Below are 13,193 nucleotides of genomic sequence, written 5' to 3'. Positions count from 1 at the left end.
TTTACTTTTTTTTTAACTTTTTTTTTGTTCATTTGCCCACACAAACATAGAAAACTAACAATGCAGAAATTTGACGCTATTCGGCCATTTTATGACTCTGAAATTAACGAGGCTCTTCAAAGTGTGATTCATCATCCTATGATGAAAGCATTAATGAATTTTTCTTTTCCGGATGTTGCTGACGAAGTTTGGAAAGAGCAACTTCGAAAAACGCATTCTATTCGTGATTTTCAATGCAATTTTATTTATAACTCCGTTCAGAAAGTGCTAGAAAAAAGCTCAGAAGGATTAACTACTTCGGGTTTCGAAAATTTAGAGCCTAATACGGCTTACTTATTTATTTCGAATCATCGAGATATTCTTTTAGATACTACTTTGTTGAACGCAGCTTTATTTGAGCATGGATTAGTGATGACGGCTTCTGCAATTGGAGATAATTTGGTGAAAAAATCTTTTTTGAACACTTTAGCAAAATTGAATCGTAATTTTCTCGTTCAACGTGGCTTAACGCCAAGGGAAATGTTGCAAAGTTCAAAGTTATTATCAGAATATATAGGTAATTTATTGCTTCATGAAAATCGTTCAGTTTGGATTGCTCAACGCGAAGGAAGGACTAAAGATGGGAATGATGCGACAAATCCAGGTGTTTTAAAAATGTTGGGAATGGCTTCTGATGAAAAGAATTTGATGGATTATTTCAAAAAACTTAAAATCGTCCCAGTTTCCATTTCCTATGAATACGACCCAACTGACGCTTTGAAAATGCCTCAATTAATGGCTGAAGCCAATAATGAAGTGTACATAAAAGAAGAGAATGAAGATTTTATGACCATTCTTAGCGGCGCTTTGGGACAGAAGAAAAGAATTCACATTCACATAGGAAAAGTTTTAGATACAGAAATAGATGCAATCGGCGCTATAAATGACAATTGTAACAAGCAAATATTAGCTTTGGCACAAGTTATTGATGACTCAATATTGTCAAATTATAAACTGTGGCCGACCAATTATATTGCTTATGATATTGTTAATAAAATCAATACTCATTCCCATCTTTATACAGAAAATGAGAAATCACTTTTTGAACGTAGGTTAGAGATGCGTATTGATGAAACTAATCCCATTGCATTACAAGGATTTTTAGCTATGTATTCTAATCCTGTAGTTAATAAATCAAAATACCATAATGTTATCTAAAGCTAAAATACTGCTCATTTATACTGGTGGAACCATTGGTATGAGTAAAGATTTTGAAACTGGTGCGCTCAAGGCTTTCAATTTTAGTAAATTATTGCAACGGATTCCTGAACTGAAACAATTAGATTGTGAAATAGAGACTATTTCTTTCGAAATTCCCATTGATTCTTCTAATATGAATCCTCACGAATGGGCCAAAATTGGTTCGATTATAGAAGAAAATTATGCGGCCTTTGATGGATTTGTCGTACTTCATGGATCAGATACTATGTCGTATTCAGCATCGGCATTGAGTTTTATGCTCGAAAATTTGTCGAAACCAGTTATTTTTACCGGTTCGCAGTTGCCTATTGGAGATTTGCGTACGGATGCCAAAGAGAATCTGATTACCGCAATCCAAATCGCATCTTTGCGTGAAAATGGAAAAGCTGTAATAAGAGAAGTTTGCCTTTATTTTGAATATAAATTATATCGAGGTAACCGAACAATTAAAATAAATGCAGAACATTTCAAAGCATTTACATCCCCAAATTACCCTGCTTTGATAGAATCTGGGGTTCATTTAAATAGGAATAACGAATTGTTTTTACCGATACCAAGAGTTAGGAAATTAAAGGTTCATAAGGATTTAGATACTAATGTAGTCATCATAAAAATGTTTCCTGGAATTAGTGAAACGGTTTTGTCAGCTATTTTTAATATTCAAAATCTTAAAGGAATTGTATTAGAAACCTATGGGTCAGGTAATGCTCCAACCGAAGAGTGGTTTATAGATTTATTGATAAAAGCCATTGAAAAAGGATTGTATATCATTAATGTTACACAATGTTCGGGCGGAAGCGTTAATATGGGTCAATATGAAACTAGCACTGGAATGAAGAAAATAGGAGTAATTTCAGGAAAAGACATCACTACCGAAGCAGCGATCACAAAATTAATGTATTTATTGAGTCAAAAAATTGAGGCAAAAGATTTCAAAACGATTTTTGAAACTTCTTTACGGGGTGAAATGGTATAATATTCAGATTTTACTTTTCTAACTCATTTTTTTTCATGTTATTTGCAAACCAAAATAGAGAGGTGTCCGAGTGGTTGAAGGAGCTAGCCTGGAAAGCTAGTATATGGGTAACTGTATCGTGGGTTCGAATCCCATCCTCTCTGCTGAATAATTAAAAACCCAATCACTATAATTGAAGTGATTGGGTTTTTTTATGATTATAATTAGTTCAATTTTTTCTTGTACTGCAAACTTTGGATCAATATAAAAAGAAATCAATCCTTGATTTTGTTGATACTGTTTTTTTTGAAATACGATACTATTGAGTTGAATCAAAAAAATAAGAAATTGTTTTAAATTACCTTAAGGTTAAACAATTTTTATCTAGACGTTTTTTCAGTGTTAATTTTAATATTATTTCATGAATTTTCTAAATTAAAGCGTTTCGTTTTTTATAAATATAAAAAATAAGAAAAAAACTACTATATGTGTTAAATAGTGTATTTAGTCGGTTAAATTTGTAGTTTAATCTAAAATGTTTTAAATTTAAGTAAGCATTTAAGATTTGGTATACCTCTAAATAAAATTTTGAAATTAGAAAACTTGATAGTTCTAAAAAAGTTAGAGTATAGGTTTTACTGCTGAAAGGAATAGTTAAAGGATTTAAATTAAATAGTTAAAATATGGAAACAGATAACAAACAAAACACAGTGTTTTTGATCATCGGCGGATTTTTTGTTGCTAGTGTGAGTTTATCAGTAGCAATTTTAATGGGAGTTTCTATTTGGGAAATTTATACTTTGACTTAATATGACAAAAGTATCTATAGAAACCTATGAATCTTCAAATACCACTAAAGTTTTAGCTTTAATGGTATTTGAAGATAAAAATGCTTACGCTTAGATTTTAACTAAATATCTTTTAACAAAGGATAGACCTTTTTGAATTTATCAAAACTTTGCTCATAGATTTCTTTAGAATCTTTATTAGGTAAAAAGGTTTTTCCAATTTTGGGATGATTTGAAACGGTGATTCCTCTAGCTTTAAACCCAATTAAAACAGCCCCCCAAGCAGATGCTTCAATAGTTTCTGCGACGATTACTTTCATTTGGAAAATATCAGCGACCATCTGTAGCCAGAGTTCACTTTTTCCAAAACCACCGCTCGCCATTACAGTGATTTTATGTCTTTCGCCAGAGTTAGGAAGTAAGATTTCAGTGATGCTCAGCAATCCGAATAAAATTCCTTCTAAGGTGGCACGAATCAAGTGTGCTTTGGAATGGATAATGCGGATGCCTAAAAGTGTCCCTTGTGCTGAAGCATCCCAAATAGGTGCTCTTTCGCCTAATAAATAAGGGACAAAAAGCAAGCCTTCAGAGCCTGCAGGAATTGTTTCTGCTAGTTCGAATAATTCTTCAAAAGATTCATCTGTTTTTAAAATGGATTCTTTCAGCCATTGCAAAACAATTGCGCCATTATTTACGGCTCCTAATTTTAAGTATTTATTGTCTATCAAATGGTAACATTGCGTTCGCATTTTGGAATCAATAAAAGGTTTGTCAACTGGCAAACGCACCGCACCGCTGGTTCCAATAGATAACGCCATACGTCCTTTTTCCATTGCTCCTGTTCCTAAATTTGCCAATACGCCGTCACCACCACCCAAAATATAATGAAAACCATCGAATAGTCCTTTGCTTTGATGCATTGGACTAATAATAGCGGGAAGTTGCGATTCTTCTATTTTTAAATAATCCAAAATATCCAAATCCCATTCTAGAGTATGAATGTTCATTAAGCCAGTTCCGGAAGCCATCGAGGAATCAGTTACATATTCTCCCGTAAGATGATGCCAAATGTATTCTTTAATACTAATGAATTTGAAAGCCTTGGAAAAGGGTGTTATGTCATTTTCTTTCAACCAGGCAATTTTTGTCATGGGTGAAAAAGTATGAATAGGGATTCCTGTTTTTTGATAAAAATGAAGTCCTTGTCCTGATTCTTTTAATGCTTCGGCCAATGAATGAGCTCGATTATCTGCCCATAGAATCGCATCAGTAATCGGTTTTCCAGTTTTATCTATTGCAATTATACTTTGCATTGCCGAACTAAAACTGATGAATTCCGGCTTGATTTCCTTTGTGATCTCGTTAATGCATTGTAAAACGGCATCTAAAATTTCCGCTGGTTTTTGTATACTCCAATCAGGTTTTGGGTGATACATGGGGTATGACTGGGTAAATTGACGAATCACTTTCCCTGTTTTGTCAAAACACACTGCTTTAGTTGCTGTGGTGCCAATGTCTATTCCGATATAAAACTGCTCCATTTAATTATTTTTTTCAAAAGGCTGAACCTTATCCCACAAATAAATTCAGTAACAATACGCCAGCTAATCCCATTATTCCGATTATCGTTTCCATCACCGTCCATGTTTTAAATGTATCTGAAATACTGATTCCGAAATACTCTTTGAACATCCAGAATCCCGTATCATTCACATGCGAACACATTAAACTTCCTGCACCTATAGACAATACCATTAATTCAGGACTTATCCCCGAACTAACAACCAAAGGCTGCACAATTCCTGCCGCCGTTAATCCGGCAACGGTTGCTGAACCCAATGCAATGCGAATAATTGTCGCAATTAACCAACCTAAAAGTAAAGGAGAAAGTGTTGATTGTTCGAAAGAAGCAGCTAAATCAGTACCAATACCGCTGTCAATTAATACTTGTTTGAATGCCCCACCAGCCGCAATAATCATAATAATCATGGTAGCAGAACTCAGTGCCGAACTGGATTTGTCCATAATAACCTGCATTTTCCGGCCGCGATTGATGCCTAAAAATACAATTGCAAATAATACTGCAATGAGCATCGAAGTCGTTGGATTTCCAATGAATGCAAGAATATGACGGAATGAAGATGTTTCGGGTAAGGTTAATTCGCTTGTTGTTGCCAATGCCATTAAGATAACCGGAATTAGAGCCGTAAGAAAACTGATGCCGAAAGAGGGCATTTCATTTTCTTCAAATGTTTTACTTTCAAATAATCCTTTGGGAGGATTGGCTACAATTTTCTTGATGAATTCCGGAAAAATAATACCTGCAAGTAGTAACGTTGGAATAGCAATCACCAATCCGTAAAGTAATGTTTTTCCAATATCTGCCTTAAAAATTACGGCAATGGCTGTTGGTCCCGGATGAGGTGGCAAAAAACCGTGTGTCACCGAAAGTGCAGAAGCCATAGCAATTCCAAGATAAATTATGGGTTGTTTTGTGCTTTTTGCGACAGCGAAAACCATAGGAATCAAAATCACAAAACCAGCATTGTAAAACATCGAAATACCTACTGCAAAACCGGTAAGCAGCATCGCCCATTTGATGTGTTTTATACCGAAAGACCGTATCATTACCGTACTTATCCGTTGTGCCGCACCACTATCCGAAAGGATGTTTCCTAAGATAACTCCCAAAGCGATAATCAAAATCAAGGATCCCAATGTACTACCAATTCCCTGTTGCAATGAGTTTATGATATCAGGAAAGGCCATGCCTTTAGTAATTCCCACAAAAAGAGAAGCAATAATCAATGAAATAAAGGCATTGAGTTTTACCGCGGATATCAAAACAAGCAATAAGAGTATACTTGCAATTAAAATCAATATGGACATAGGCTGGAATTTTCTAAATTAGAAATTATATTGTGGAAGTCAAATCGAGTGGAGTTTAGGTTTCTTTAAACTTTTAAATAATGTCTTTTTATCACTCATTCTTTTCGACGGCATGACCGCCAAATTCATTGCGAAGTGCTGCTACCACTTTTCCTGAGAAGGTATCCTGCATTTGGGAACGGTAACGCATCATGATTGAAAGTGCAATAACTGGAGTAGGAACGCCTAAATCCAAAGCAGTTTCTAATGTCCATTTCCCTTCGCCTGAAGAATGCATGATTCCTTTAATGCTGTCTAATTTAGGGTCTTTCGAAAAAGCATTTTCGGTGAGTTCCATTAACCAACTGCGTACCACAGAGCCATGATTGAAGAGTTTAGCTGTTTTTTCGAAATCAATGTCAAATTCAGAATGTTCAAAAACCTCAAAACCTTCGGCAATAGATTGCATCATGCCGTATTCTATTCCGTTGTGAACCATTTTAGTAAAATGTCCACTTCCGGCTGCACCGGTATAAAGATGTCCATTTTCGACAGAAATATCCTTGAAAAGCTGCGCTACATATTCAAATACGGCTGCGTCTCCGCCTATCATCGTACAAGCACCATTCAAGGCTCCTGACGTTCCGCCCGAAGTTCCGCAATCCAAGAAGTCGATGCCAAGCTCTTTTAATTGGGAATAACGGAGTTTCGAATCTTTATAGTTCGAGTTTCCTCCGTCAATAATAATGTCATTTTTTTCTAAAAAAGGAATTAGGGAAGTGATTACTCCGTCTACAATTTCGCCAGCGGGAACCATTAACCAAATCACTTTTCGGTCAGTCAGTTTTTCACACAATTCGTTTACGGAATGTGCAGTTGTAATTCCTTCCAAGCCTAGTTTTGTTACAAAGTCTGTGTTTACATCTTGGGCTACTACTTCGTAACCATTTCGCTGTAAATTAAGGGCAAGGTTGAAGCCCATTTTTCCTAATCCTATAATTCCAATTTGCATGACTGTTTGTTTTTAAGTGTATTTTTAAATCCTTTTGCAAAAGCGTTCTAAAAATTTTTCAAGTAAAAATATTGGTTTTAATTTTTTAAGAAGCTATTTATTCAAGAAATATTTAAACTTGCTTAAATCAATATCTTAATTAATGTTTTTTATATAAGACTGATTAGGATTACAGCACAATTTTTTTGATAAATTATTGTTTATTACAAGGCTTGCGTTTTTTATGCATTGAAGAAATTGAAGTTGTTTCAGCGTGTGTGATTTTAGTTTATAATCAGCTTTATTTGTCAGTAAAACGTATAAGAAAAGTATCAAAATCCTATATTTGTAAAGTCATAATGAAAAATAGAAACCTCCAATAGGTTTGGGAAATTCATTAAATAATTTTTTAAATCAAAAACACTATGCGATTATTCCTGAGTTGTTTTCTTTTATTATCTGTTTTTCCTGTTTTTTCGCAAGAAAGTGTGGCTCCGGTTAGTGCTCCAAAAGTAAAAATTGATTCGTTGTACAGAGAAGATCAGTTTTACTTTGGATTTACCTACAATACGTTATTGAATAAGCCTGCGGGCTTGTCTCAAAGTAAATTATCAGCGGGTTTTTCAGCGGGTTTTCTTAGGGATATGCCAATAAATAAAAATAGGACTGTTGCAATAGCTTCGGGAGTTGGTTTTTCATATAATAATTACAATCAGAATCTTGCCATTTCAAAAACGGATCAAACACCAGTTTATTCTATTATTGATGCTGGAACAACCTTTAGTAAAAATAAATTTTCGCAACTGTTAGTTGAGGTTCCTCTAGAGTTCAGATGGAGAACATCAACGTATGAAAGCTATAAATTTTGGAGAATTTACGGCGGATTTAAATTTAGTTATTTGATATATGATCGATCCATTTATAATGATGCTCAAGGGAAAATAGTTGTTTCGGGCAATAAAGATTTTAATAAATTTTTATACGGTGCCTACATTTCATCGGGGTATAATACTATAAATGTATATGCGTATTACGGTTTAAATTCGCTGTTCAAATCGGCTAAAATTGATGGTAAACCCATCGATATGACTTCTATGAATATTGGAATAATTTTTTATATTCTATAGCCATAAATAGAACAAAAGCAGTTGCGACACACTTCCTAGCAGAAATCCGATAATTAGTTCAGTAGTTGTGTGCGCCTTCATTTCTAAACGGGAAGAAGCCACGAGACCATTGATAAGGATTAAAAAAGCAATCAAAAAAGTGCTTTGAACCTGATAATGCATGCTTAATCCAATAGAAAATACCGTTAAGGAACTAATCCCCATCATGTGTAAACTGGCTTTTGTTTTGAAAAAAGATAATATTAAAGCCTGCAATGTACTCATTAAGGCGCCCAAAAAAAAGAAATGCAACTCCGGATATCGATCTATAGTAATGCTTTTTCGAACTAATAAAATAATCAGAAACGAATGAATCAGTAACGGAATTTTGCGTTGCGAAACCTCCTCAACCATAATGGAATCAATTTTTCCCGCAGCCCGCAATATTAAAAACAGCAACCCAGGAACGATTACCGTGATGATTATAATCTGAGAAAAAATAAAAAGTTTTTCCTGATTTATGATAGCGGAAGCATTGTAAAAAAGATAAACCAGCGTTGCCATTACCGGAATAAATATCGGGTGAAAAATATAGGAGAATATTGGCAGGATTTTTTTCAAGATTTCTTAGGGTATTTATGCAAACAAATATAGCAATAATGATAAAATAGTTAGTGGGTATTTATATCGTTTTTAACGTATTTTATACTTTTATAGGTGATTTTAGCGATGTTTTAATGAATAAAAATAGCTGTAAATTGTAGCGTTTGAAAGTCTCCATTTTGAAAAGAAGTCTTATTTTTGAGGAAGTTTTATAAAGAAGCCAAGAGTTCATTTGCGCTTTCGCAAAAGTTATGTTGTGTTTCTTTCGTAATAATAATTCGTGTCAATCAATAAATCGGCGTCATTCGCATCGCTTCAATGAGTCTAAAAATCCAAAATATAATTCCACAAATTCAGGCTGAATTTGTTGGCAATAAAAGCTCTGCTTCAATTGATGCAATTTCCATTGATAGTCGTTCGTTGCAAAATGGTTCGCAAACCCTGTTTTTTGCTTTGGTTGGAACCAATAATGATGCGCATATTTACATCAAGGATTTAATTGAAAAAGGGGTTCAGAGCTTTGTCGTTAACCATATTCCGGATAATTGCGAAGGCAAAGCTAATTTTCTGATTGTTGGAAATACAGTAAAAGCCTTGCAGCAAATGGCCGCCTATTATCGCGGTCTGTTTCATTTTCCTATTATTGGATTGACAGGAAGTAATGGTAAAACGATAGTAAAGGAATGGCTTAATTTTTTATTAGGCCCAGATTATAATATTATTCGAAGCCCCAAAAGTTACAACTCACAAGTAGGAGTCCCTTTGTCAGTTTTGGCAATTAATGAACAACACAATCTCGGTATTTTTGAAGCCGGAATTTCTACCGGTTCCGAAATGGAAAAACTGGAGCCTATTATCAAACCCACGATTGGGATTTTGACGAGTATTGGTTCCGCACATGATGAAGGGTTTTCAAGTTTAGAAGAAAAAATAAAAGAGAAAATGCTCCTTTTTGAAGATTCAGAAGTAGTTATTTATCAAAAAAATGACACTGTTGATTCTTGTATTTCTAAAAATACAAAAGCATTTACATGGAGTTTTCTTTCAGAAGAAGCGGATGTTTTTGTGTTTAAAACGGCACTCATAAATGACAACACAAGTATTCAATACCAATACAAAGGAAATTCGTTTGAATTGACCATTCCGTTTCAGGATAAAGCGTCGATTGAAAATGCAATTTCGTGTTTGATGGTTTTATTGTATTTTAAATATGATGAAAAGACGATTCAAAACAGAATGGGATTGTTGTATCCGGTCGAAATGCGTTTGAAAGTTAAAAACGGAATCAACAATTGCAGTATCATTGATGACAGTTATAGTTCCGACTTTCAATCGCTTAAAATAGCGTTGGATTTTCTCGAAAGTCAAAATAAACGCCAAAAAAAGACATTAATATTATCGGATATTTTTCAAAGTGGTTTAACAAATGAAGACTTATATTCGAAAGTTGCCCAATTGATAGTTTCTAACAAAATAACCCGAGTTATCGGGATTGGAGAAGTTATCTCCTCATTCGAAAATAAATTTACGAATTGTATCACTTTCAAGAATACCGAAGCATTTATATCCAGTTTCGATGATTTGAATTTCAACAATGAAACGATTTTGATTAAAGGAGCGCGCACATTTCATTTTGAGGAAATTGTAGCTTTATTAGAAGAGAAAACACACGAAACCGTTCTTGAAATTAACTTGAACGGCATCAGTCATAATCTGAATTTCTTCAAATCAAAGCTGAAACCCAAAACTAAAATAATGGTGATGGTTAAAGCTTTTGGTTATGGAAGCGGGGGGTTTGAAATAGCTAAATTACTGGAACATCACAAAGTGGATTACCTGGGTGTGGCTTTCGCCGATGAAGGAATCTCGTTAAAAAATGGCGGAATTAATTTACCAATTATGGTATTGAATCCGGAAACTACCAGTTTTGCGGCAATCATTCAACACCAGTTAGAGCCTGAAATTTATAGTTTGAAAGGATTACGTGCCTTCTTGAAAATTGCCGAGCAAAAAAAATTGAAACATTTTCCTATTCATATAAAGCTCGACACTGGAATGCATCGATTGGGATTTGAGCACAATACAATTGATGATTTGATTGCGACTTTAAAAGGAAATCAAACCATTAAAATAAAAAGTATTTTATCGCACATGGCTACCAGTGACGATTTAGAACACAGTGATTTTGCGCATTCGCAAATTGATTTGTTTGAGAAATTATCCTCAAAATTAATGACCGAATTAGAGATAAAACCCATTCGGCATATTTTAAATACTTCGGGAATTAGTAATTATCCAGAGGCACAATACGATATGGTTCGCTTGGGAATTGGTCTTTATGGCGTTTCAAATGACAGTGAAGAACAGAAGTATTTAGAAAATGTAGGAACGCTTAAGTCAGTTATTTCACAAATCAGAACCATTCCTGCAGGTGAAAGTGTAGGCTATGGCCGACGATTTATGGCTGAGAAACCTACAAGAATAGCAACAATTCCTATTGGTTATGCAGATGGAATTTCAAGAGGTTGGGGAAATGGAGTAGGTTTTGTGACTATTAAAAATGAAAAAGCACCTATTCTTGGCAGTATTTGTATGGATATGTTAATGGTAGATGTCAGCGAAATTGATTGCAAAGAAGGGGATGCTGTAATTATTTTTGGCGAAAGCCCAACGGTAAATTATATAGCCCAAAAATTGAATACCATACCTTACGAGATACTTACCAGTGTTTCTCAACGAGTAAAGCGGGTATTTTATCGATAATTTGATTTTTTTTATAAAAAAATCAAAATAATGTTAAATTTTAACTATTTTCGTTTTTAATGTATTAACAAACTAAAAAAAATATTATGGGATTTTTCAGTGATTTCAAAGCATCTTTAATGAAAGGTGATGTATTGAGTTTAGCAACTGCTGTAGTTATTGGTGGTGCTTTTGGTAAAATTGTAGGTTCAGCTGTGGATGATGTTATTATGCCTATCGTTGGTTTATTAACTGGTGGAATAGATTTTACACAAAAATTTGTCACTTTAGACGGAAATAGTTACGAAACTTTGGCTGCTGCAAAAGCTGCTGGTGCTGCTGTAATTACTTATGGAAATCTGGTACAAGCTATCATTAATTTTATCATTATTGCATTCTTTATTTTTGTTGTTTTAAGAGCTGCTGAAAAAGCTAAAAAGAAAGAAGAAGTGGCACCAGCTGCTCCAGCTGGACCTACACAAGAAGAATTGCTTACTCAAATTAGAGATTTATTGAAAAAATAATTACCGCTACATTATATATTCTAAATTTATCCTGAATTAATTCAGGACTAAACCGCTTCGTAATTGAGGCGGTTTTTCTTTTGTTTAAAAATAGAAAATAATAAATTGTTGTATTTATAACATTTTGTTATTTTTTGTGAACACGCTTGTTTTAATTTGAATATTACTTACTTTTGCCATTCAAATTTAGTACTCAATAATAAAAATATACTATGAGAATAGCAGTTGTAGGTGCCACTGGAATGGTTGGCGAAATCATGTTGGAAGTATTGGCAGAAAGAAATTTTCCTGTAACAGAATTAATCCCTGTTGCTTCAGAGAAATCAATTGGAAAAGAAATTGAATTCAACGGAAAGAAATATAAAGTAGTTGGTATGCAAACTGCTGTAGACATGAAAGCGGATATTGCTTTGTTCTCTGCAGGTGGTGATACATCATTAGAATGGGCTCCAAAATTTGCGGCAGCGGGTACAACTGTTATCGATAATTCATCAGCTTGGAGAATGGATCCAACTAAAAAATTAATCGTTCCTGAAATCAATGCATCTGAATTGACTGCAGCAGATAAGATTATTGCAAATCCAAACTGTTCTACCATTCAAATGGTATTGGCATTAGCACCTTTGCATAAAAAATACAACGTTAAACGTGTGATCGTTTCTACTTATCAATCCATTACAGGGACTGGTGTAAAAGCGGTGCAACAGTTTGAAAATGAATGTGCCGGTATCGAAGGAGATATGGTTTATAAATATAAAATAAACCGTAACTGTATTCCGCAATGTGATAGTTTTGAGGATAACGGGTATACCAAAGAAGAAATGAAATTAGTTAAAGAAACTAAAAAAATATTAAGTGACGATAGTATTAAGGTGACGGCTACTGCTGTTCGTGTTCCTGTTGTAGGTGGTCATAGTGAAGCGGTTAATGTAGAATTCTCAAATGATTTTGATGTTGCGGATGTAAGAACTATTTTGAGCCAAACGGATGGAATTACAGTGCAAGATAATCTAGAGACCTTTACTTATCCAATGCCTAGATATGCACAAGGTAAAGATGATGTTTTTGTAGGTAGAATTCGTCGTGACGAAAGCCAGGAAAATACCTTGAATATGTGGATTGTTGCGGATAACCTTAGAAAAGGAGCTGCTACAAACACCATACAAATTGCAGAATATTTGATTGCTGCTAAATTGGTGTAATAATTCCAAAAGAATATTTTTAAACCATTTGTTTTAACGAAACACTACAGTTTTGCTAGAACAAATGGTTTTCTTTTTTACAGTTTTTCCTAATCAAAACAGTTAGTTTTTTAAAACTGCTAAGGAATATAAGTTCATTTAAGAGAACGGTTTATTTGGGTTTGTAAAATGTACG

Annotated in this window: 11 protein-coding genes and 1 tRNA gene; 8 read left to right on the top strand and 4 right to left on the bottom strand. The window is 34.2% G+C overall.

Annotated features, from left to right (window positions below):
• Positions 1 to 60 precede the first annotated feature (60 nt).
• From T410_RS03240 to T410_RS17295, 4 genes are all read left to right on the top strand, one after another.
• Positions 61 to 1,197 carry a 1-acyl-sn-glycerol-3-phosphate acyltransferase gene (locus tag T410_RS03240; protein WP_035668661.1) on the top strand — a complete coding sequence of 379 codons (1,137 nt, stop codon included), beginning with the start codon at positions 61 to 63 and terminating at the stop codon, positions 1,195 to 1,197.
• On the top strand, positions 1,187 to 2,215 hold the full coding sequence (locus T410_RS03235) for an asparaginase (protein ID WP_035668660.1): 1,029 nt from the start codon (positions 1,187 to 1,189) through the stop codon (positions 2,213 to 2,215). The genes T410_RS03240 and T410_RS03235 overlap by 11 nt, the downstream gene beginning before the upstream one ends.
• Before the next feature lie 56 nt (positions 2,216 to 2,271).
• Positions 2,272 to 2,358: transfer RNA gene (locus tag T410_RS03230), tRNA-Ser, on the top strand.
• 519 nt (positions 2,359 to 2,877) lie between these two features.
• The gene (locus T410_RS17295; RefSeq protein WP_255360745.1) at positions 2,878 to 3,003 is read left to right on the top strand and encodes a hypothetical protein; all 126 of its coding nucleotides are present in this window, start codon (positions 2,878 to 2,880) and stop codon (positions 3,001 to 3,003) included.
• Positions 3,004 to 3,104: 101 nt separating this feature from the next.
• Here T410_RS17295 and T410_RS03225 read toward each other — a convergent pair whose 3' ends face one another.
• The 3 genes from T410_RS03225 to gnd form a co-directional block, all read right to left on the bottom strand.
• Positions 3,105 to 4,523 (bottom strand): gluconokinase, encoded by a 1,419-nt coding sequence (locus tag T410_RS03225; protein ID WP_035668658.1) that lies wholly within the window; start codon positions 4,521 to 4,523, stop codon positions 3,105 to 3,107.
• Between the two features lie 28 nt (positions 4,524 to 4,551).
• The gene (locus T410_RS03220) at positions 4,552 to 5,871 is read right to left on the bottom strand and encodes a gluconate:H+ symporter (protein WP_035668656.1); all 1,320 of its coding nucleotides are present in this window, start codon (positions 5,869 to 5,871) and stop codon (positions 4,552 to 4,554) included.
• A 91-nt stretch (positions 5,872 to 5,962) separates the two neighbouring features.
• Entirely contained in the window at positions 5,963 to 6,862 is a 900-nt protein-coding gene (gene gnd / locus T410_RS03215; protein ID WP_035668654.1) for a phosphogluconate dehydrogenase (NAD(+)-dependent, decarboxylating), read from the bottom strand.
• 404 nt (positions 6,863 to 7,266) lie between these two features.
• Between gnd and T410_RS03210 the strand changes: the two genes are divergently transcribed.
• Positions 7,267 to 7,968: a porin family protein gene (locus T410_RS03210; protein WP_035668652.1), complete on the top strand. Its 702-nt coding sequence runs from the start codon at positions 7,267 to 7,269 to the stop codon at positions 7,966 to 7,968.
• On the opposite strand, the gene T410_RS03205 is transcribed toward T410_RS03210, so the two are convergent.
• Positions 7,963 to 8,568 carry a hypothetical protein gene (locus T410_RS03205; RefSeq protein ID WP_035668649.1) on the bottom strand — a complete coding sequence of 202 codons (606 nt, stop codon included), beginning with the start codon at positions 8,566 to 8,568 and terminating at the stop codon, positions 7,963 to 7,965. The two genes, T410_RS03210 and T410_RS03205, sit on opposite strands and share 6 nt — an antisense overlap.
• A gap of 300 nt (positions 8,569 to 8,868) precedes the next feature.
• On the opposite strand from T410_RS03205, the gene T410_RS03200 reads away from it, so the two are divergent.
• From T410_RS03200 to T410_RS03190, 3 genes are all read left to right on the top strand, one after another.
• Positions 8,869 to 11,313 (top strand): bifunctional UDP-N-acetylmuramoyl-tripeptide:D-alanyl-D-alanine ligase/alanine racemase, encoded by a 2,445-nt coding sequence (locus T410_RS03200; RefSeq protein WP_035668648.1) that lies wholly within the window; start codon positions 8,869 to 8,871, stop codon positions 11,311 to 11,313.
• 86 nt (positions 11,314 to 11,399) lie between these two features.
• On the top strand, positions 11,400 to 11,816 hold the full coding sequence (gene mscL, locus T410_RS03195; protein ID WP_035668647.1) for a large conductance mechanosensitive channel protein MscL: 417 nt from the start codon (positions 11,400 to 11,402) through the stop codon (positions 11,814 to 11,816).
• A gap of 212 nt (positions 11,817 to 12,028) precedes the next feature.
• Entirely contained in the window at positions 12,029 to 13,018 is a 990-nt protein-coding gene (locus T410_RS03190; protein ID WP_035668645.1) for an aspartate-semialdehyde dehydrogenase, read from the top strand.
• Positions 13,019 to 13,193 lie beyond the last annotated feature (175 nt).

Source organism: Flavobacterium sp. 83, assembly GCF_000744835.1.
Lineage (GTDB): Bacteria > Bacteroidota > Bacteroidia > Flavobacteriales > Flavobacteriaceae > Flavobacterium.
This window is presented reverse-complemented; position numbering and strand designations above follow the sequence as displayed.

What these genes read in the sequence shown, in the direction of transcription:
- T410_RS17295 (WP_255360745.1), top strand. Translation starts at nt 2,878, where the DNA reads ATGGAAACAGATAACAAACAAAACACAGTGTTTTTGATCATCGGCGGA.
- T410_RS03200 (WP_035668648.1), top strand. Translation starts at nt 8,869, where the DNA reads ATGAGTCTAAAAATCCAAAATATAATTCCACAAATTCAGGCTGAATTT.
- gnd (WP_035668654.1), bottom strand. Translation starts at nt 6,862, where the DNA reads ATGCAAATTGGAATTATAGGATTAGGAAAAATGGGCTTCAACCTTGCC.
- T410_RS03240 (WP_035668661.1), top strand. Translation starts at nt 61, where the DNA reads ATGCAGAAATTTGACGCTATTCGGCCATTTTATGACTCTGAAATTAAC.
- T410_RS03190 (WP_035668645.1), top strand. Translation starts at nt 12,029, where the DNA reads ATGAGAATAGCAGTTGTAGGTGCCACTGGAATGGTTGGCGAAATCATG.
- mscL (WP_035668647.1), top strand. Translation starts at nt 11,400, where the DNA reads ATGGGATTTTTCAGTGATTTCAAAGCATCTTTAATGAAAGGTGATGTA.
- T410_RS03220 (WP_035668656.1), bottom strand. Translation starts at nt 5,871, where the DNA reads ATGTCCATATTGATTTTAATTGCAAGTATACTCTTATTGCTTGTTTTG.
- T410_RS03225 (WP_035668658.1), bottom strand. Translation starts at nt 4,523, where the DNA reads ATGGAGCAGTTTTATATCGGAATAGACATTGGCACCACAGCAACTAAA.
- T410_RS03235 (WP_035668660.1), top strand. Translation starts at nt 1,187, where the DNA reads ATGTTATCTAAAGCTAAAATACTGCTCATTTATACTGGTGGAACCATT.
- T410_RS03210 (WP_035668652.1), top strand. Translation starts at nt 7,267, where the DNA reads ATGCGATTATTCCTGAGTTGTTTTCTTTTATTATCTGTTTTTCCTGTT.